This is a genomic window from Gabonia massiliensis (assembly GCF_001403595.1).
Taxonomy (GTDB): Bacteria; Bacteroidota; Bacteroidia; order Bacteroidales; family Coprobacteraceae; genus Coprobacter; species Coprobacter secundus.
Genome location: NZ_LN877940.1, coordinates 1493927 through 1515274, shown reverse-complemented (window position 1 = coordinate 1515274; position 21348 = coordinate 1493927). Strand labels below are relative to the sequence as shown.

At 41.6% G+C, this 21348-nt stretch carries 14 protein-coding genes; 13 read left to right on the top strand and 1 reads right to left on the bottom strand.

Annotated elements, in window-relative coordinates; translation table 11 throughout:
• Window positions 1–10: 10 nt before the first annotated feature.
• Window positions 11–1882, bottom strand: a complete 1872-nt coding sequence (locus tag BN2628_RS15750) for a heparinase II/III domain-containing protein (protein WP_021929210.1) — start codon at window positions 1880–1882, stop codon at window positions 11–13.
• A 398-nt stretch (window positions 1883–2280) separates the two neighbouring features.
• On the opposite strand from BN2628_RS15750, the gene BN2628_RS15745 reads away from it, so the two are divergent.
• From BN2628_RS15745 to BN2628_RS15680, 13 genes are all read left to right on the top strand, one after another.
• Complete coding sequence (locus BN2628_RS15745) at window positions 2281–3489, top strand: T9SS type A sorting domain-containing protein (protein ID WP_055099839.1); 1209 nt, start codon at window positions 2281–2283, stop codon at window positions 3487–3489.
• Between the two features lie 365 nt (window positions 3490–3854).
• Window positions 3855–4922 carry a 3-phosphoserine/phosphohydroxythreonine transaminase gene (gene serC, locus BN2628_RS15740; protein WP_044230468.1) on the top strand — a complete coding sequence of 356 codons (1068 nt, stop codon included), beginning with the start codon at window positions 3855–3857 and terminating at the stop codon, window positions 4920–4922.
• A gap of 157 nt (window positions 4923–5079) precedes the next feature.
• Window positions 5080–6000, top strand: a complete 921-nt coding sequence (locus BN2628_RS15735; RefSeq protein ID WP_044230467.1) for an NAD(P)-dependent oxidoreductase — start codon at window positions 5080–5082, stop codon at window positions 5998–6000.
• 423 nt (window positions 6001–6423) lie between these two features.
• Window positions 6424–7668 (top strand): DUF1015 domain-containing protein, encoded by a 1245-nt coding sequence (locus BN2628_RS15725; RefSeq protein WP_044230465.1) that lies wholly within the window; start codon window positions 6424–6426, stop codon window positions 7666–7668.
• A 79-nt stretch (window positions 7669–7747) separates the two neighbouring features.
• Window positions 7748–8275 (top strand): RNA polymerase sigma factor, encoded by a 528-nt coding sequence (locus tag BN2628_RS15720; RefSeq protein WP_044230463.1) that lies wholly within the window; start codon window positions 7748–7750, stop codon window positions 8273–8275.
• A gap of 52 nt (window positions 8276–8327) precedes the next feature.
• Window positions 8328–9584, top strand: coding sequence for a porin family protein (locus BN2628_RS15715; RefSeq protein WP_044230462.1), 1257 nt, complete (start codon window positions 8328–8330; stop codon window positions 9582–9584).
• A gap of 59 nt (window positions 9585–9643) precedes the next feature.
• The gene (locus tag BN2628_RS15710; RefSeq protein ID WP_021931035.1) at window positions 9644–10387 is read left to right on the top strand and encodes a hypothetical protein; all 744 of its coding nucleotides are present in this window, start codon (window positions 9644–9646) and stop codon (window positions 10385–10387) included.
• A gap of 637 nt (window positions 10388–11024) precedes the next feature.
• Window positions 11025–12881 carry a glycoside hydrolase family 2 protein gene (locus tag BN2628_RS15705; RefSeq protein WP_021931034.1) on the top strand — a complete coding sequence of 619 codons (1857 nt, stop codon included), beginning with the start codon at window positions 11025–11027 and terminating at the stop codon, window positions 12879–12881.
• Window positions 12882–12945: 64 nt separating this feature from the next.
• Window positions 12946–14802, top strand: coding sequence for an ELWxxDGT repeat protein (locus tag BN2628_RS15700; protein WP_021931033.1), 1857 nt, complete (start codon window positions 12946–12948; stop codon window positions 14800–14802).
• A 160-nt stretch (window positions 14803–14962) separates the two neighbouring features.
• On the top strand, window positions 14963–18097 hold the full coding sequence (locus tag BN2628_RS15695) for a SusC/RagA family TonB-linked outer membrane protein (RefSeq protein ID WP_055099821.1): 3135 nt from the start codon (window positions 14963–14965) through the stop codon (window positions 18095–18097).
• 20 nt (window positions 18098–18117) lie between these two features.
• Complete coding sequence (locus tag BN2628_RS15690; protein ID WP_044230458.1) at window positions 18118–19800, top strand: RagB/SusD family nutrient uptake outer membrane protein; 1683 nt, start codon at window positions 18118–18120, stop codon at window positions 19798–19800.
• Window positions 19801–19823: 23 nt separating this feature from the next.
• Complete coding sequence (locus BN2628_RS15685) at window positions 19824–20801, top strand: DUF5017 domain-containing protein (protein ID WP_055099815.1); 978 nt, start codon at window positions 19824–19826, stop codon at window positions 20799–20801.
• 214 nt (window positions 20802–21015) lie between these two features.
• Complete coding sequence (locus tag BN2628_RS15680; RefSeq protein WP_154668486.1) at window positions 21016–21348, top strand: T9SS type A sorting domain-containing protein; 333 nt, start codon at window positions 21016–21018, stop codon at window positions 21346–21348.

Below are 21348 nucleotides of genomic sequence, written 5' to 3'. Positions count from 1 at the left end.
AATTTTAAACTCACCAGTTAACCAATTCCTTATTATACAAAAGTCCATTATCCTTCTTCCCCGGCAAAAGACTTACCTGTAATACGACCTTCTCACCCGCAGGCACCTTATACTCAAACCCGACAAAAACGGTATTCTTATTCCCGGCATCCCAGCTATTAGGAGACTTTGTAGACCAGGTACACACTTTCACCCCTTTCGGGTAATCCACCCGCAATACCAGTCTTTTCCCATTCTTTGCTACCAATACAGCCTTACCGTCCCCTATCATCTCAGCCCGACACTCGGTCAGCATGTTCCACCGTACTGTTGAAAGTTCTTTACCACCCTCTATCTCATCACGAACTACCACATACTGATTTTTTTCACCTACAATTGCTACCCCCCTTTTTACTTCCGACACCCGGTCACGATACATATCCGTCAAGTCCGATACGGCAAACATCAATTTATCAGACTCTCCCCAGCGGTCTACCTTAGCGTACCCTTTGACTCTTTGCAATTGATTGTCAAATGTCAGCGTGTTATGAGCCATATTATTATACCTGAATACCTGCCATCTTTGAGAATTCTGTTCTCTGTTCCATATATCCAACCCTTTTGACTCCAAAGACTCATATTGCTGCATCCCAAAATCACAAGCCCAACGTACTCCATCGGCCACCATAACAAAAGAACCGATATCCATATGCGCATGGCTGACCGAAGGCGAGCCTAACTTAAAACCTAAAAAAATAGCTTTCTTATCTGTCCATGACGTCCTCATAAAACAGACCGGAGATTTACCCTGAGCCGTAAACATCTTTTTTTTCGGAGGTAATATCGTACGCTGTTTTATACCATTGGCCCATACCATCAAAGCCGGCAAAAGACGATATCCTCCTAATTTGTTCAATCTCTCCAATTCCCTCTTCTGCATCCACAACAATGTCCCGTCATCATACTTCCGGGCAAACCAAAATAACGTTGTATTCAACCCAGTACGTCCATACTCGTCACTGTCACTATAATTAAAAATATGGTAATCATTCGCAATTACATGTTGCGCATATTCGGCCGTTTGTTTAAATCCCGGAGTTTCGGACAATCCGAAATCCGTACCAAAAGCCTTATCCAAAGCACTGATAAACATTACATTATAAGAAGTTCCATAACTCCAGTACCCCGCACCTTCAGGATAAGCCCCATCCGGAGCATAATCAGCCATATAAATATTATTGACAGACCTGTGCAACATTTCCTCAGCCAAAGCAGGCTCATCCTCCGCTATTGCCAAAGCACCATAAGCAATACCCGTATTACATACCTGGCTCCAATTGTTATGGGCCGTTATAAAATCATTATATCTATCGTCCATGGATGGCTTGATACCTTTTTCAATAATAGCATTCCGCACAATTGATTTAGATTCCTCTGAAAGCCAGTCATATAACCAGTCATAGCCGATAGCTACTCCCATAGTCATCTCACCCACATCCAGGAAATGTGACGGATTCCAGTCTTTAAAAGCAGCAACAGCCAGAAGTTCTTTCTCAGCCCGTTCGGCATACGCTTTATCATTCGTAAGACGATAGGAATAAGATAAGAAAAAAATATTACGCAAAGCCTTTCGTGACACATCGAGCAACCGCCGGCCGACCATAACCCGTTCTATAGGAGGTACGGACAACAACTTCTCACTCTCGGTAAGTATTGTCTCATGTATCTTCTCCCAACAGACATCCGAAGAAATAAAACGTCTGATACTCTGTTCTTCGTTTTTCAATAGCAATATTCTTGGATGCTGGGGCAATCCCCCCAACTTGATACGCCTTATTTCACCAGACACGGGCACCTGTAAAATAGTAAGAAAAGATATTACAATTACAATAAACTTTTTCATAATGCGAATTGAATTTCAAAAATTGTGGACAAATAAACTTTTTACAAAAGTATCCCCCTGATACCATCTTTACGGGATAAGATAATACGATTCGGAGGACAAAAAAATACAAATAGCCCACAATCCTTATTGTCTGAAAAATGAAAATTTCCATAATATTTTCCGAAAATATTTATTGAAAAAATAAAAAAGCATCCTTTGCAAATAATAAAACAAGGAACGAATTTTCCCCAATATAGATAAGGTATAACACAAATATAGAAAGAAACTAATTTGCTTTTTGTACAAATATATCCCCTAATTCGAACACCATTTCCCCCGAATACTTACACCGACCGAATACATTTGCCAATACAAAATACAAACAAACATTTGTCAAATTACTAAAACCAACAATCATGAAAAAATTATTTACTTTTACATTCTTGTTATTGTATGCATTTAGTGTTACAACATTCGCCGCCAGTACTTGGGACGGGATATCAGTTTCTGAAGAATTTTCCGGAGGAGATGGCAGTGAAAGAAATCCATGGCAGATACATTCGCCCCAGGACCTGGCACTATTGAGCCGGCAGGTAAACGGGGGGGAAACCTTCACCGGACAGTACTTCGTACTTATGAACGATATAGACCTCGGGGGGAAGGAGTGGTCTCCGATAGGGACATCCGATGATATCAGCTTCAGAGGCACATTCGACGGCAACTCGCACCTTATTTCCAATCTCTATGTAAACCGGCCGACCACATCGGGAGTAGGGCTTTTCGGATACGTTTACAACGCAACGATTCTGAATCTGGGTATTACCGGCAACAGTTCCGTCATGGGCAAAGAACGTGTCGGAGGCTTGGTGGGGCGTTGTTATATCAATACAGAGGGGCATACGATAAGCGGGTGTTTCAGCGATGCTGACGTTACAGCTTCAGGAGATAACACCGGAGGCCTCATCGGTATGTTCCGTTCGACCAAAGCTTTTTCAGTTGCCAACTGTTACTCTACAGGAAACATCTCCGGAAAAAACTACACAGGCGGCATAATCGGACGACTCGATGACAACACCGGTTTCAGTATCAGTAATTGCTATTCGGCAGGGAATATTGCCTCCACAGGAAACGACTCTCGCACAGGAGGGATATTGACCAAAGCCAGTAGTGTAAAAGCTACCGTCTCAAACTGTTATTATATAAACGGGGACGAAAATAATGCCAACACTGCTATCAAAAAAACAATAGAAGAAATGAAAACCGCCGAATTTGTAACCGAGCTCAATGCTGAACAAGAATTTCCGGCATGGAAAACAGACCTCGAGTCTGGAAACATAAATGGAGGACTGCCCATACATATCTGGCGAAACGATATTACTACCGATATAAAGAAAAGCCAAACCGCTAATCCGATATACATCTACACACAAGGAAAAGACATCATAATAACCTCGGCATCCGACATACAAACCATACACCTATATAACATCACAGGACAATTGATAAATACTATAGACAAAAACCTGGCAAATACGACCCGGATAAATATACATACCTCCGGAATCTATATGGTTGTAGTGACCGCTAACAACACGAATACAGCACAAAAAATTATCATAAAATAATACATTTGCGACCCCCTCTCTGTTTCGAAAATAGGTGTAATTATAGATAGCAAAACACTGCACCTTTTTTTCGAAACAGGATTAAGCTCGTAATATCCTTATTGCACTCCCCACAGTACGCCACTGACAACAACAACAAAATTTTACGCAAACACACAACTTTTGCCAGTATATTTCATCAAATATTTAAAGGATTGTTCGCTAAAATCTTCACACACTAACAAATAGACAAAAATTACATCAAATTAAATTCAAATTGTAGCTTATTTCTTTGTCGTACACAAAAAAAATATTAATTTCGCATCATTATTACAATATCTGAGAAACAGACAAAAAACAATATAATTAACTATAAAAACGATCAAATGAAGAAGCACAATTTTTATGCAGGGCCTTCTATCTTAAGTGAGTACACCATTAAAAATACAGCTGATGCTGTATTGGACTTTGCAGGAACCGGACTATCACTATTGGAAATCTCCCACAGAAGTAAAGAATTTGTTGCCGTTATGGACGAAGCCAGAGCTCTCGTAAAAGAGTTGTTGGAAGTACCTGAAGGTTATGATGTTGTTTTTGTAGGAGGCGGTGCCAGCATGCAATTCTGTATGGTGCCCTTTAATTTATTGAAAAAGAAAGCTGCCTATCTGGAAACAGGTACGTGGGCTGTAAATGCCATAAAAGAAGCCAAGCTCTTCGGTGAAGTCGATGTCGTTGCTTCTTCCAAAGAAGATAACTTCACATACATCCCTAAAAACTATACCGTACCCGAAGACGCTGACTATTTCCATATCACGACCAACAATACGATTTTTGGTACGGAAATGCGCTATGACCCGGACGTTAAAGTTCCGTTAGTAGCCGACATGTCGTCCGACATATTCTCCCGTCCTATCGACGTTGCCAAGTACGATATAATCTATGCCGGAGCTCAAAAAAATCTGGCTCCCGCCGGAGTAACCATTGCCATTGTCAGAGAAGGTGCTCTCGGACATGTAGAGCGGGCTATACCTACTATGCTTGATTATCGTACCCACATCAAGAAAGGTTCTATGTTCAATACACCGCCTTGCTTGCCGGTATTCTCTGCATTGCAGACACTCAAATATTACAAACAACTCGGAGGTGTAAAGGTACTCGAAAAGATGAACCTTGAAAAAGCAGCCATCTTATACGATGAAATAGATAGGAACAAGCTCTTTAGAGGTACTGCCAAAGAAGAAGACCGGTCTATCATGAATGTATGCTTTGTTATGAACGACGAATACAAAGACCTCGAAACCGAATTTGCCGAATTTGCAACCAGCAAAGGAATGATAGGTATCAAAGGTCACCGCTCAGTAGGCGGATTCCGGGCATCTATATACAATGCGATGCCGAAATCAAGTGTAGAAGCTCTTATCGAGACAATGAAAGAATTCGAAAAGAATCACTAATTTTCTAATACAGTACAATACAATTAGAGAGTTGTCTCATAAACCAACGCCATTATACGTTGTTTTGAGACAACTCTCCGCTTTTAAAAAAAACATCACATCTGCCACTGTTTAGCCGAGTGGCACGTAGCAGTGACAGATATAAAAAAATAAAAACATGAAAATATTAGTAGCTACAGACAAACCTTTTGCTGCCATTGCCGTAGAAGGAATCAAAAAAGAACTGGACAAAGCCGGTATCGAAATGATTCTCCTGGAAAAATATGGAGAAAAAAGTAAACTTATCGAAGCCATTGCCGATGTAGACGGTGTAATTGTAAGAAGCGACATTCTCGATGCCGAAGTATTGAACGCAGCAAAAAAACTAAAAATTGCTGTACGTGCAGGTGCAGGATATGACAATATAGATTTGGCAACAGCAACAGCAAACGGAGTATGTGTGATGAACACCCCCGGACAAAACTCAAATGCCGTTGCCGAACTTGTATTTGGCATGGCCGTAATGCTGGTTCGTAACTTTTATAATGGAACATCCGGCACCGAGCTGAAAGGGAAAAAATTAGGTATACACGCTTTCGGACAAGTCGGCCGTAACGTTGCTCGTATTGCCAAAGGATTTGGCATGGAAGTATACGCCTTTGACCCCTATTGCCCTGCTGAAGCTATAGAAGCCGAGGGGGTAAAACCGATTACAGATATTAACGAAATGTACTCAACCTGCCAATACATCTCATTACACATCCCAGCCACTCCGGAAACGAAAAAATCAATCAATTACAATCTGCTTAAGCAAATGCCCAAAGGGGCAGTACTTATCAATACAGCCCGCAAAGAAGTAATTGACGAAGAAGAACTCGTAAAACTGATGGAAGACCGTGCCGACTTCAAATACATATCCGATATTAAGCCGGACAACGCATCTGTATTTGCCGAAAAATTTGAAGGCCGCTATTTCTTCACTCCGAAAAAGATGGGAGCTCAAACAGCCGAAGCCAACATCAACGCCGGTATCGCAGCAGCCAAGCAATCAGTAGGCTTCCTCAAAGAAGGCATCGACAAATTCAAAGTAAACAAATAAGAACCCGTTAAGGACACTACAAAGAGTAAACAATTGATAACGGATTGTTTACTCTTTCTGTATTAATAGACGATTATTGTCATAAGCTTTCCTGGAACTTCGCCGAAATCGAAATATAAAATAAAAATTCCCGGAGAGATTTGCAGGCAATCCGGAATTCAAAATATCCGTCTATTACAAATCCCGAACAGTTCTAAAATCCGGTATCGGTTGCCCGAAACACTGCGATAAAGTCCCAGCCGATTCCAAAAACTCCACAAAATATAGAGTAAAAGAAAATAAAAAAAATTTCAGCTCTTGACGCTCTTTCCTTTTTAAATATTATTTTCGCAAAAAATTTACTTATAGTTAACTTATGAATATCGGCAATCTCAATGACACCAAATTCGGGAAAAACGATATTCCCCATAATTCGACATACTCATGGCACGGATAAAACCTTTCAAAGGAGTAAGACCTCCAAAAGAACTTGTAGAGCAAGTAGCATCGCGTCCTTACGACGTTCTCAACTCGGAAGAAGCGAGGAACGAAGCCGCCGGAAACGAAAAGTCGCTTTACCATATCATTAAACCCGAAATAGACTTTGCTCCGGGAACCGACGAACACGATCCCAAAGTATATCAAAAAGCCATAGAAAACTTCAAGAAGTTTCAAGAAAAAGGATGGCTGCAACAAGACCCGACCGAAAGATATTACGTATACGCCCAGACCATGAACGGACGTACACAATACGGACTCGTCGTAGGCGCTAATGTCGATGATTACCTCAACGGTGTTATCAAAAAACACGAACTTACCCGCCGCGACAAAGAAGAAGACCGGATGAAACATGTCCGGATAAACGATGCCAATATAGAACCTGTATTTTTCGCCTATCCCGACAACAAGGAAATAGACCAAATCGTTGCAGAGACAACATCCCATCCTGCAGAATACGATTTCATTGCACCCGATGGGTTCGGACATCATTTCTGGATAATAGATAATCCGGAAACCATAGACCGCATCACCCGGTTATTTGCCCAGATACCTTACCTCTATATCGCCGATGGTCACCACAGGACAGCAGCAGCAGCTCTCGTAGGAGCCGAAAAAGCAAAAGCAAACCCCAATCATAACGGAGACGAAGAATATAACTTCTTCCTGGCAGTATGTTTCCCCGCTTCACAACTCAACATTATCGACTATAATCGAGTAGTAAAAGACCTTAACGGACTCACTGACGAACAATTTCTCGAAAAAATATCAGAGCACTTCTTTATCGAAAAAAAAGGCTCCGAAATATACAAGCCCGCTGCTCTGCACAATTTCGCTTTGTACCTCAATCACAACTGGTATTCGCTCACGGCCAAACCGGGAACCTATAAAGAAAATGACCCTATCGGAGTACTCGACGTCACCATATCATCAGACCTTATCTTACGTGACATATTGGGTATCACTGACCTGCGTTCCGACAAAAGAATCGATTTCGTCGGAGGCATACGTGGACTGGGTGAACTTCAAAAACGTGTCGACAGTGGAGAGATGCGTGTAGCTCTCGCATTATACCCTGTATCAATGAAGCAACTCATGGACATTGCCGATACCGGAAACATCATGCCCCCCAAAACAACATGGTTTGAACCTAAACTTCGTTCCGGACTTGTAATACACAAGCTTAGTTAAAAAACATAAAAGCCGTGCAGCTATCAGTAAACTATTTGCATCTTACTAATAGCGCACGGTAAAAAAGAAACATTACCGAATGGATGAAATACAACTTATAAAAGGTTGTAAAGAAAATAAACCGAAAGCGCAAAAAGAGCTTTACGAAACCTATGCTCGCAAAATGATGGCCGTTTGCCTGCGTTATACCAACGATAGGGAAAGTGCGCAAGATTTGTTGCAAGATGGGTTCATTAAAGTTTTTACAGCTATAGGTACATACAGCGGTAATGGATCGTTCGAAGGTTGGATGCGTAAAATTTTTGTAAATACCGCGCTTGAATATTTGCGAAAAAATGACATCCTCCGTGAGACTGTCGATATAGACAGTCCCGATACTTTAAAAGAGCCCGATTATTCGGCACTCGAAAAAATATCGGCAGATGAACTGATGGAATTAGTACGGGAATTGCCGACAGGATTCAGAACCGTGTTCAACATGTTTGCCATTGAGGGCTATTCGCATAAAGAAATAGGCGAAGCATTAGGCATAAATGAAAGTACATCAAGGTCTCAATTTACAAGAGCAAAAAAATTGCTCCAAAAAAAATTAGAACCTTTCAGGTGAACGATTATAAGAAATACAGGTTAATTAAAGAAATAAGGTATTAATAATAACAATGGACGACAAGCGATTTGAACATATCATTCAATCGAAACTGAAAGATTACGAAGCCGACGTTCCTCAGGATCTTTGGTCCAAAATAGAGAACGAGCTGCCTCGTAAAAAGACAGTTTGGATGAAGCCCGTCTATCGCTATGCGGCAGCTTGTGCTGCTTTGCTGATAGGAGGGTTTACTGCGTTCATGTTCCTATACCGGCCGGAATCAGGCAACCATCTGGCAGTCAATAATGAGCCTATATCCATTACGTTACCCGAAAAACAGGAGATACCGACGCCACACCAAAACATCGACAAATCCTCAGAAGAAATTCTTTGGGTCGACAATACTCAAGGCCTAATATCTCCCCAAAAACAGAAAATAAGAAGTACTGACCACCGTACAGATGTCCAAGTAAAAACGACTCCGGAACAAGAAAACAAAGTTGAGGCAGAGTCGCATGCCATTGCCTTCCCTGTCGAAAACAAGGAGAATCGACCTTTATTGGCTGAAACACCGGTAACAAACCGGCCTCAATCCATTTCACAAGAAGAATACGAGCGCAAACTGAAAGAATTCGAATCGGCAGGGCAACAACTGCAAGAGTCTGATTACGAACAGATACTCAATTCCAAGCATGATGAGCACGGATTCTCCATAGGACTTATGGCATCTAACTCATTGCCCGGAAATAAAAATATGGAAAACAGGCCTCTCACTCGTAGTGCTATGGAAATAGATGATGAGCTCAATCTCTATTCGGCAGAAGAGCCTCTCAAGTTTATGCATAAGGTACCTATTTCATTTGGTATTACAGTAGAGAAAAAACTACCTCGAAATTGGGGATTAGAAAGCGGAATAATATATACTTTACTACGGTCTGACTATAAAACTGCCAGTAACAACAGAAAAGGGAAACAAGAACTTCACTACATAGGCATCCCATTAAACGCGATATATCGTTTTGCTCACATACAAAATGCATCGTTCTATGCGGCAGTAGGAGCAAAAGCCGACTTCAATGTAAGCGGCCGGCGCACTGAAAATGCACAAAATGACAACAAAGATGCCAAACTGTCTGAAGATATAAGAGACCATAGAGTACAATGGTCATTCCACGCCAAAGCGGGAGCTGCCTATGCATTCCACAAGATGGCAGAACTTTATGTTGAGCCCGGAGTTTCTTATTACGTGGACAACAGTAACATCCCCAACTTGTGGCACGACCGTCCTGTAAACTTTACAGTACAAATAGGGCTAAGAACAAACTTTTAATCACATTAGCAAAATAATATATTAATTAATAAAAAGCAATTAAAAACAAGACCAACTGTATGAAAATGATGAAAAAAATCAGCTTTGCCTTGATGGCTGTCGCTTCAGTAATGCTGACGGGATGTTTGAAAGACAACGGTAATATCCTCACCTCCTATGGTGTAGGTACGATAAAACAGACAGCAATGGGGACCAAGTATATACAATTCGATGATAGCAGACTTTGTATTCAAAGTGAACAGATAAATCCTGACAGCCATGTAAACCAGCGCGTTTTTACAGGATTCACTATCAATTGGGACGAACAGCCTGCCTCTGCCAACCAAGACGGAATATACGCTGCCACTCTTAACGGGGAAGCCGACTATTTCACAGTAGGAGAATGCAATGCTTTCTCAGAGCAGAATAACGCAGCTTTCAGTACCAGTGACTCGTTGTTAGACATGTCTACGCCCTATATTACATACCTCTATGACAAGGTGAATAACATTATCACGTTCCAAACAGCTATGTACGAAACCGAAACCGGGCAACCCACATTACAATTAATGAAAGGAATATCAGGCCTTCACGAAGAAGGTTCGATAAAAACCGATACACTCTTGTTGGTATTCGACCAAGGCGATATAAAAAAAACATCAAAAAAATATCCTTGGAAATCGTTCCATTTACCATATTATCACGAAAACGTAACTATTGTGTTTAAAATAAAAGCACACAACCTGTCATTCAACGCCACTAATCCCAAAGGGACCGATTACTATACATTCAATGTACAATATACGAAACCCGAAGAAAACTAATAAACAAGGCTTTTATTTATTGATGTGATATTTCCAGTGAAAGGCGGGCTGCATATTCTTAATGTAGTCCGCTTATTTTATTAACCCTTTCACAAAAAAGCAACCCGTGACATCTCCAATAACACACATCCCATTGACAACCACAACCTCTATTCCCACCAAATTATATCAGAACAGAGTATGCCGTACCTTCATTTAAGCAATATAGAAACAGACGACAAAAATAAACTCCAAAAACCGTTTAAATACCCAAATAAAAAAATTGAAAATATTGATAATTTGCTATACGATACCTATTTTTCATCCTTACTATTTTATTCTGAATACGAAATGTCGATATTCCTAACTTTATCATAGAACGATACCCACTCTTTCAATCCGTACATTCAAAAAAGAAAAAACATAATAATTTATCATCACATACATCATTTTCTTAAAAAATCAATAAAAACATTCCTCTCCACACACCATTATTATATAAATAAAAATATATCCAAATAACTCTGTATGCACAAAAACACCTGCTTTCGAAACATTTTTACCCTTCGTTAAAAAGCCCGTATTCTATATTTGCAATACATTTTTTAAACAATAAAAAACATAAATTCTGATATCACAAAGAACACAATATAAAATTATGAAAAAAACTCTTTTATCATTATTACTTTTATCTTCTGCAATTTTTGCAAGTGCCAATTCAGAGATTCCACGCCCCGAATATCCGAGACCACAATTCGAAAGAACCGAGTGGATCAACCTCAATGGTACATGGAGTTATGAATTCGATTTTTCCCAAAGCGGTTTAGAGCGCTCACTATTCAAATCCAAAGGATTTGATCGTCCTATTACCGTACCATTCTGTCCCGAAAGCCCATTATCTGGCGTAAATCATAAAGACTTCATCAATGCCATGTGGTATCATCGCAAAATCTCCATTCCTCAAAATTGGGACGGCAAACGCATCCTGCTCAATTTCGGAGGAGTAGATTACAAATCTACCATATATTTAAATGGTGAAGAGATTTTTGTTCATTACGGAGGCTCTTCCTCTTTTGCCATAGATATTACGGCATATGTAAAAGCCGGTAGTGAAAATGACCTTATTGTATATGTACAAGATGACTTACGGTCACAGCTTCAAACCGCAGGTAAACAATCGCGCCGATTATATTCCTACAGTTGCCTGTATACTCGTGTAACGGGTATTTGGCAGACCGTATGGCTCGAAGCCGTTTCAAAAGGCGGGCTGAAACTCTGCCGCATCACCCCCGATTTGGACAACAAGCAATTCGTTTTCGAACCTGTATTTTACGATTTAGACCTAAACGCAACATTCAAGGTCCGTGTACTGGACAACGGGAAAGAAGTTTATTCTCAGAAAGTACCGGCAAGTGACAATGCCTTCATAAGTGCTAAAATCAAAAACATAAAAACATGGTCACCCGAATCACCTTTCTTGTACGACATAGAATTTTCTGTATTAGATGCCGAAGGCAATACGATAGACAAAGTAAAGTCCTACGCCGGAATGAGAAAAGTGGAACTGCGCGGAAAGACATTCTATCTCAACAATGAACCATACTATCAACGACTTGTTCTTGACCAAGGATACTACCCCGACGGACAGTGGACTGCACCCGATGACGAACAACTCAAAAAAGACATTATCCTTGCCAAAGAAGCCGGATTCAACGGAGCAAGACTGCACCAGAAAGTTTTCGAACAAAGATATTTCTATTGGGCAGACAAATTAGGATATCTCACTTGGGGCGAATCGGCAAGTTGGGGAATGGATTGGACAAGTCCGCTCGCTGCACGTAACATGATTACCGAATGGGAAGAATGCGTGGCCCGTGACTATAATGCTACATCATTAGTCGCTTGGTCTCCACTCAACGAGACATGGAAAGAAGACATCGACGGACAACGCGCTCGATTGACCAACGACCTCTATTTTATCACAAAAAGGCTCGACCGTACACGCCCGGTTGTATCTGCCAGTGGAGGTTATCACGCAGGATTTACCGACATATATGCCGAACATACATACGTTCAGGACCCGATAGAGCTTTACAAACAACTCTCTCTCGACGAAAACGGATATCCCTACATACATCATCCTAATTTCAGCGCTCCCTATAAAGGCGAAGCCTATATGATAGACGAATTCGGAGGAATACAGTGGATTAAGGAAATGAAAACTGCCGAAGTTGCCGGAACCGACGAATTCTGGGGATATGGAAAACCTCCGAGAACCATAGAAGAATTCTACAAACGGTTAGAAGAGCAAGTAAATGTCGTATTGAGTATGGACCACATTACGGGATTCTGCTACACTCAAATTGTAGACGTCGAGCTCGAAAAGAACGGTATCTACACATACGACCGCAATTTGAAATTCGATATGGAACGTATTCGTAAAATATTTTCCAAATCACGAGAACAGGCAAAACTCGAAGTCGCGAAGATGCTTTCCGAACGAAATGCCCGTTGAATGACAAAGAAGCTAATAAATAGCAATATAAACAAACACTATCATTAACTAATTTATTCACACTATGAAAAAAAGAAACATTTTACTCGCTACGGCTCTCCTATCTGTAGGAAGTGTATTTGCTCAGACTTTGCCTGACGGTATGACCGCGTTGCTACCTTCCGGAGTAACGCCTAATATTACGCAAGATAAAAAGTTTATCATGCAAAAAAATCTGACAGTTGCCGGCTCTCCGGAAAAAGGCTATTATGCTTTTTTCTCCGCCTCAGACAGCGATCACGGTGAAGAACTTTGGGTAACTGATGGTACCCCCGAAGGAACGCGTATGGTCAAAGACATCAATCCGGGTGTTGCCACTTCAGATGTCAATTATCTTACCCGTTTCAATGACAAAGTCGTGTTTTCTGCCGATAATGGCGAAGACGGTTATCAATTATGGATTTCCGACGGTACCGAAGAAGGGACTCGCATGGTCAAGAAGATTCATGAATTCGACTCTTCCAATCCCATTGGCTTTTGCCAAATGAACGAAACACAATTCATCTTTTTTGCTTCCGATTACGAAAGCGAAAATTTCAGCAGTGAAGGTGCTCAGAAATGGCTTTATGTCAGCGATGGGACAGAGGAAGGAACCAAACTCGTCGCTCAAGTCGATTGTCAATTCCCCGGCGAGGACATTGACCATCGTTATGGAGCTGTTATCCGCGTAGGTCGCAAAGTCTTCTTCAAAGGAGATGTTGCAGACAAAACAGGTACCACTTATGGGTTAGAATTATGGGTAACCGACGGAACTACCGAAGGCACCTATATGGTAAAAGACATCAATCTTGAAAAAAATGTAAACAAGGAAGGTAGTACATTAAGTTCTGCTATCAACTCGATGCAAAATTTCTATAATGAAGGTTTATTCTTCAAAGCCTGGGACGAAGACCATGGCAATGAACCCTGGTTTACCGACGGCACTGAAGAAGGTACCTACCTGATTTACGATACCGACCCCACTGTCGGAGCTAACGGAATCGGAGTCGGTGGAGGCGTTACTATGGTGGGAGAAGTATACAACGGGGAAATTTGTTTCCGAGGAAAAGACCCGAAACTTGGATGCGAATTCGGTGTTACAAATTGTGAAAAAGGAAACTTCAAATGTTTTGACATCTTCACTGTAGAACCTACCCAAGACCACCAGTCATTTGCCGACAACGGCGTTGTATTCGATGACAAATACATGTTCTGTGCAAATACCGGAACAGATGCAAACATTGAATCTTGCAAAGGAGGAGAACTTCACTGGTATGACGGAGAGAAAGTACAAATGCAATATGATTTCGCCCCCGGTGTAGGTTGCGATTGGGTCAAAGAACTGACGGTAGCCGGTGGTAGCCTTTACTGGTGGAACGAAGGCAATATGGATGGAACCACAGCTACCGATACCAAACTCATCCGCCTTGACAAATGGGATGGCGTGCCTCAAATCGTTTCGAATATCGATGCCAACGGTGATAAAATATACTGCTTGCGCAACTTGAACGGAGAATTGCTTTTCACTTCAAAAGCAAGCAATCAATTATATTGCTACCACTATCGTCAAGACGGATATGACCCTGCAAAAAATCCCGATAAAATGGAACCGGAATATCGTACACGCGAAGAAATCGAAACAGGGATTGAAAACGTAACGGATAACAAAACCAACAGTTTCGAAATCTATCCCAATCCGGCAACTGAAACATTCCGTATCAAAGGTATCGACACAATGAAAAGCAATCTGAAAATTTATGACATATCGGGCCGCCTCGTAAAGAGTATCGATAATGTATCTGTTTGCGATGCTATCAGCGTATCCGACTTAGCTGCCGGTATGTACGAAGTTATTGCTTCCTCCGCTACCGGAACTAAATCTACTCGATTAATTGTTAAATAAATAAACCATATCCATGAAGGTGTTTCATTGATAATCATTACAAAATTGTCGATGGAACACCTTTCTACTCTTTATCATTGTATTCATTCTTCTTCAGCAATTATGCTTACACTTTTACATTTAGAAAGAATGAAATCTAAAATCTAATAAAGAACCAACAATGAATGATTTCAAATATCTGAGAACGGCAATATGTATCATTGCCTCATTTTTCACATTTGCCTCGTATGGACAGAAAATAGACATAACGGGAGCAGTGTTGGATAGTATCAACAAAGAGCCGCTCATTGGGGTCACTGTGATGGAAAAAGGTACGACAAACGGTGTCTCTGCCGACTTCGACGGAAAATTCAAAATTCAGGCAGCGCCCAAAGCAACCCTTATATTCTCCTGCGTCGGTTATACTTCAAAAGAAGTAAAACTTTCCGGACAAAGAAATATAACCGTCCTTATGCAACAGGCAAGTAAGACATTAGATGAGTTTGTAGTAATCGGGTATGGTATCCAACGCAAAAGTGATATCACCGGTTCTATCTCCTCCATTTCCGGCAAGGATGTAAACGACGTTCCTGTCGCCTCAGCACTGCAAGCCCTTCAAGGAAAAGCTTCCGGTGTAAACATCATACAGAATACCGGAGCTCCGGGTAGTAATACCACTATCAAAATTCGCGGTACCGGTACTGTCAACGATGCCGACCCTCTCTATGTGGTAGACGGGTTCATCGTCGATGACATAAACCATATCAATCCAAATGATATTGCAAATATCGAGATATTCAAAGATGCCGCCTCAAGTGCCGTATACGGTGCCCGAGCAGCAAACGGTGTAGTTTCCATTACCACAAAAAGCGGAGAATCGGGAAAAACAAAAATTACATTTGACGGCTACGTCGGCATTTCCAACCCTTGGAAAAAAATCGACGTCATGGGAGTAGACGATTATGCCCTGATGCAGGATTATATAAACGGGACAAGTATATACTCTTCCGACGGACGTTTATACTATTCCAAAAATAGTGACAATTCATATCAATTTGATGACCACAAATATTTCTTAGTCGACACGATACGCCGCAATTCTCCATCCAATTGGTGGGATGCTATTACCCGTACCGGCTTCAAACAACAATATAACATCTCTGTTTCAGGCGGAAATGAAAAAACCAAATTTATGGTCAGTGCCAGCTACTACGACGAAAAAGGTATCGTAAACACATCTGACTACAAACGTTTCAATACCCGCATCAATATAAACCAAAAATTAGCCTCATGGTTGAACATGACAGCCAATCTGTCATACGCAAACGAAGACCGCAACATAGTGCCAGAAGGTTCAAACAGTGTCCTCAAACGAGCTCTATATCAAAATCCGCTCATATATACATATGACACCCGCGGATACTGGAGCGAAGACCACCCCTTGGCTATGATAGACCGTAACCATAACAAAATAAATCGTGACCGTTTCGACATGAATCTGAATCTCTCTGCCGATATAACGAAATATTTGGTATACCAGTTCAAAGCATCTTACTATCTGGTTCCGGAAACAACCAATAAATTCACGGAAGTAAACAATCTGGAAACAGACTTTGCCATGACCGACTTGACCACTGTCTATAAGATGAAAACAAGCACGAACAAATGGGAAATAAACAACCTCCTGACATTCAACTGGTACAACGATATTCACAACATTACCGTACTGGCCGGTCAGACTGCCGAAGGTTACAAATACGGTTACCAGGAATCTACTCGCAAAGGGACTCCGAGCAACGCCAAAGACCAATGGTATCTGTCAAGCGCATTCACCGGAGATAAAACATACGGGCTCGACCGTGAATGGACTGCAGTAGGTGTTATAGGACGTATCAACTACAATGTGCTCGACCGTTATTTGCTCCAAGCCAATATACGTGCAGACGGTTCCTCCAAGTTCTCGAAAAACAATCGTTGGGGATATTTCCCTTCAGTATCCGTCGGATGGAAATTTTCTTCCGAACCGTTTATGCAAAGAGCCAGTTGGATGGATCTCGGTAAATTGCGTGTAGGTTGGGGTATTTTGGGTAACAACCGTATCGATGAACTCGCCCGTTATACCTACCTTACCAATCAATACAACTATCCATACGGTCAAGGTAATCACATACTGCAACCCGGTATTACCGCCACAACGCTCGGAAATCCGGATATCAAATGGGAAAAAACAGAAACATTCAACGTAGGTCTCGACTTTGCATTCCTGCGCAATAGCATCACTTTCGGTATCGAATACTTCAACAAACATACGACCGACATGTTGCTGGCCGTACCTACCGTTTCCTCAGCCGGACTTGACACCGACCCGATGACCAATGCCGGAGCTGTCCGCAATTACGGTATCGAAACGAGCTTGAGTTATAAAAAACAAATCAACAAATTCGGATTCGAAGTAGGATTCAACCTATCTTGGATTAAGAACAAGGTTACAAGCCTCGGAACCGGTAACGAACCTATCTACGGCTCCTATCTGAGTGAAGGCAGTATTGTCGATTACGTAACAAAAACAGCAGTAGGTATGCCTATCGGAAGTTTCTACGGATATGTAACTGATGGTATATTCAACACATACGAAGAAGTAAAAGCCAGCGCACAATACGAGCCGGGGAAACTCGACCACGAGCAAACGACCCGTCCCGGGGATTTCCGTTTCAAAGACCTCAATGGTGACGGAAAAATTACCGCTGAAGACCGCACATACCTCGGCTCTCCACTACCCGACTTCGTATTCGGTATCCCCTTGCAATTCAGTTATGGCGATTTCGACCTCAACATCTTCTTCCAAGGACAAACCGGAAACAAAATATTCAATGTAATGGACTATTATTTGTATAACGCTGCCGAAGGAAACGTGTATGCCGACATCCGTAGCAAACACTGGTCCGGACAACTCGCCGAGAACCGGGCATTCTTCCCGTTGAACACCGATGCCGAAGTTCCCGACCTCGACAGTAGCGACAGTCCACGTAACTTCCGTTCGTCTGATTTTTTTGTAAAAGACGGCTCTTATTTGCGTCTCAAAGAATTACGTCTCAGTTATAATGTTCCCAAAAAACTCATTTCAAAATGGAAAATCGATAACCTCTCGTTTTCTTTGACAGCTTACAACCTGCTTACCTTTACCGGTTATGATGGATTCGACCCGGAAGTCGGAAAAGTTTCAGGCACGGAAAGTAACAACTTAAGTATGGGTGTTGACCACGGTAACTATCCGCAAGCACGTTCATTCACCCTTGGTTTCAAGATTGGTTTATAATTATAAAATACTATCCAACTATGACTAAATATATTTTCAAGATACAAATACTATGTCTCGCGCTTCTTGTATTATCAGGGTGCAACGATTTTCTTGATAAGGAAGTCTTAGGGAATTCGACCGACAAAAATTTCTACGACACCCGATACAAATTACAAGCTGCCCTCAATGCCACCTATGACATTTTACAAAGCGACGAATTCACCGATAGCGACTGGCGATTCGGCGAAGCCACTGCTGACGATGTAATCGGGTCGGACGAAGGGCTCAGCAGCCAAATGGGACAACTGGTACATTTCAGGTTCAATACCTCCAATACATACATCAAAAAACGTTGGGACATCAACTATAAAGGCGTCCACCGCGCTAATCAGGTCATTGCCAATGTCGACAGAGTGCAGCTCTCAAACAACGATTACAGCAAATACCGTGAAATACGTGAGATTTTAGGACAAGCCAAATTCCTACGTGCATTGTTTTACTTTAACCTTGTCAAAACATTCGGAGGCGTTCCCATTCGTCCCGAAATCGAGACCGTAGACAATCTGGTAATTCCAAGAAGCTCCCGCGAAGAAACATTTGCATATATCGAAAAAGACCTGCGTGAAGCCGCCTGTATGCTCTCCAACCGATACACATCAAGTAATTCGGGCAAAGCCAGTGCCGGTGCTGCCGTAGGATTGCTGATGAAAGTCCTTATGTATCAGGCTACTCCGGGAACACCATCTGAAAAATGGGAACAAGTGGTAGAATTGGGCAAATACTTCGTACAAGGAGCCTCAATGACTATGAGCCAAATGCTTCGTTACGACGAACGGTATAACGAAGATTGGGAAACCCTTCGCAAACGTCTATGGTTCAAACCCAAAGAACTCAACGGAGAAACAGACCCCTACGAAGGTCCCGACTTCGAAATCGCAAAACTGGTAAATGCATACACTTTCAAATATACCGATGCCACAGGTTCACCCATTACGTATCTCGACCAGTTCTATTCCGCCGGAGAATTTTGTAGTGGCTCTATATTTGAAATTGTATTCAAAGAATCCGGAGACGGAACGACTGGCGACACCAATGAGGGTAGTTCGATATACTCCACTCTATTTGCATCAGGAAGTCCCATGTATGCCGACGACCAAATCATTGCCAATATCTTCGGCAACGATTACCGACGCAACTTTACCATCGGACACCATCAATACACTCCCGACCATGAAAACACCGAAATTGGTGCAGGTCGTATATTATCCTTGAAATGGTACACCCCTATCAAAGACCGGCCTACATATACAGGAGACAGTGGTAAAAACCGTCGCTATTTGCGTTACGTAGATGTAGTACTGATGTTTGCCGAAGCTCTTAATGAATGCGGAAACGGTGCAGAAGCTTTAGAGCAACTCAACAGTTATAAAGCCGTCGTCAACGAGTTAAACAACAGTTCATCCCTCTATATCGGAGGCGGCTATGGTTACCTCCGCGACCAAATTTGGAAAGAACGCCGTATCGAATTCTCTTACGAATGGGAACGATTCTGGGATATCGTGCGACAAGGCCGTGCCGCAAGTGCATTAAAGACATTCAGTACGATGCGTCCTAACAAACGGGGGCTCTATTTCCGCGAAGGGGTTAACGAAATATTCCCGATTCCCCAGACTGAAGTAGACATCTCGAACGGAGTAGTTACTCAAAATCCCGGTTATTAATATTAATCTGAAATTTATCTGCAATGAAAATAGCATTAAAAACAATATTAGGATTTTTGGTCATTGCGGCTTTCACTGCGTGTGAAGACGATGAAGCCACTCAGCCCCATGCCGCAATGTCAGTCGGAAAATACATCTACGACACAAACGAAACGATGAAAATACACTTTACGGGTTCCGCCGAAAACGTAGTCATATACACCGGTGATACCGACCACGACTATGAACTGCGCGAAGCCAGCAATTACGGATTGGTTGTCAATAAAGGTTTGTTTACATATTCATACCAGCAACCGGGCACTTACAAAGTAGTATGCGTCGCAACCAACCACACCGACGCAGGAAATTCCATCAAACGCGATACCTGCTCCTTCATGGTAAAAGTTATCGATGACGTTACCGAAATAGAAAGGCTATCCGCTCCCCAGGTTATCTACGATGAAGTATTTGCCAATCCAGTCAATGAAACCGACTGGTTGCTGCGCCTGCCACGAAAAATCAAATTCAAAACATCCAATGCGACAGTTTCGCTTTCTCAAAAGCTGAAATTCTACATCGGATCCGATTCCACAAAAGTCTATATCGATGATAAAGAATTCTCTTCTACGGCCAAATATAATCTGGCAAACGTTCTCAACATCAAACTGAAATCTCATGAAGGAACCGAACGTCCGTACAAACTCTATACGGTAAACTACGGAGAATTCAAAACATTCGAATTACTTGGAGTACAAGGCACGATAACCCGTTCGGAATTTGATTACAGTTATTACGAAATCAATATGACTGTTCCGTCGGGAAGTGATTTGAGCAACCTCGCTCCCACTTTCACCTTATACTCAGACAATGACAAAGTATATATCGATGACGTTGAGCAAATTTCAGGTACCACGACAGCAGACTTTACCAAACCGATATGTTACCGGTTTGTAGCGTCATATCCCAATCGGCCCGATATCACTGCCGAGTCTACGGTTATAGTAACGGTAACACCTCAATAAATTCTTTCCGGGGAATCTGAATTCCCCGGAAAGCAATCAATAACTATTATAAAATCAAAGGCACCATGATAAAATCCAAACTACTGACGATAACATTTATATTTCCTGTCTTATATCTACTGAAGGAAAAAATGTGTATATCTACAACGAGAAATCCAACAAACCTATTAACACATTCACAAACGTACGTAAAATTACATTTACGGAAAATACTATGAATATAACCGAAAGCAATGATAAAACCTCTGAAATTCCTCTCTCTGACTTCAACTTTTTCACCTTTATAGAAAAAGTAATCTCCTCCGTAGAAATGCCATCAAAATCAAATACCATTGTCTATATTGACACCAACGACATCCTTTCTATAAAAACAGATAATACCATAGACAATGTCGAAATATTCTCTGTAAACGGAAACAAAATACTTAGTTCTATACCTGTATCCAGCACGTTCTCACATTCTCTCGCTTCTTACCCTGCCGGAATGTATATAGTAAAAACAAGAATAGGAGAAAATCAAGAATTTCATAAAATCATCAAGAAATAA

Coding starts and splice junctions, on each gene's coding strand:
- BN2628_RS15750 (WP_021929210.1), bottom strand. CDS start 1,882: ATGAAAAAGTTTATTGTAATTGTAATATCTTTTCTTACTATTTTACAG.
- BN2628_RS15745 (WP_055099839.1), top strand. CDS start 2,281: ATGAAAAAATTATTTACTTTTACATTCTTGTTATTGTATGCATTTAGT.
- serC (WP_044230468.1), top strand. CDS start 3,855: ATGAAGAAGCACAATTTTTATGCAGGGCCTTCTATCTTAAGTGAGTAC.
- BN2628_RS15735 (WP_044230467.1), top strand. CDS start 5,080: ATGAAAATATTAGTAGCTACAGACAAACCTTTTGCTGCCATTGCCGTA.
- BN2628_RS15725 (WP_044230465.1), top strand. CDS start 6,424: ATGGCACGGATAAAACCTTTCAAAGGAGTAAGACCTCCAAAAGAACTT.
- BN2628_RS15720 (WP_044230463.1), top strand. CDS start 7,748: ATGGATGAAATACAACTTATAAAAGGTTGTAAAGAAAATAAACCGAAA.
- BN2628_RS15715 (WP_044230462.1), top strand. CDS start 8,328: ATGGACGACAAGCGATTTGAACATATCATTCAATCGAAACTGAAAGAT.
- BN2628_RS15710 (WP_021931035.1), top strand. CDS start 9,644: ATGAAAATGATGAAAAAAATCAGCTTTGCCTTGATGGCTGTCGCTTCA.
- BN2628_RS15705 (WP_021931034.1), top strand. CDS start 11,025: ATGAAAAAAACTCTTTTATCATTATTACTTTTATCTTCTGCAATTTTT.
- BN2628_RS15700 (WP_021931033.1), top strand. CDS start 12,946: ATGAAAAAAAGAAACATTTTACTCGCTACGGCTCTCCTATCTGTAGGA.
- BN2628_RS15695 (WP_055099821.1), top strand. CDS start 14,963: ATGAATGATTTCAAATATCTGAGAACGGCAATATGTATCATTGCCTCA.
- BN2628_RS15690 (WP_044230458.1), top strand. CDS start 18,118: ATGACTAAATATATTTTCAAGATACAAATACTATGTCTCGCGCTTCTT.
- BN2628_RS15685 (WP_055099815.1), top strand. CDS start 19,824: ATGAAAATAGCATTAAAAACAATATTAGGATTTTTGGTCATTGCGGCT.
- BN2628_RS15680 (WP_154668486.1), top strand. CDS start 21,016: ATGAATATAACCGAAAGCAATGATAAAACCTCTGAAATTCCTCTCTCT.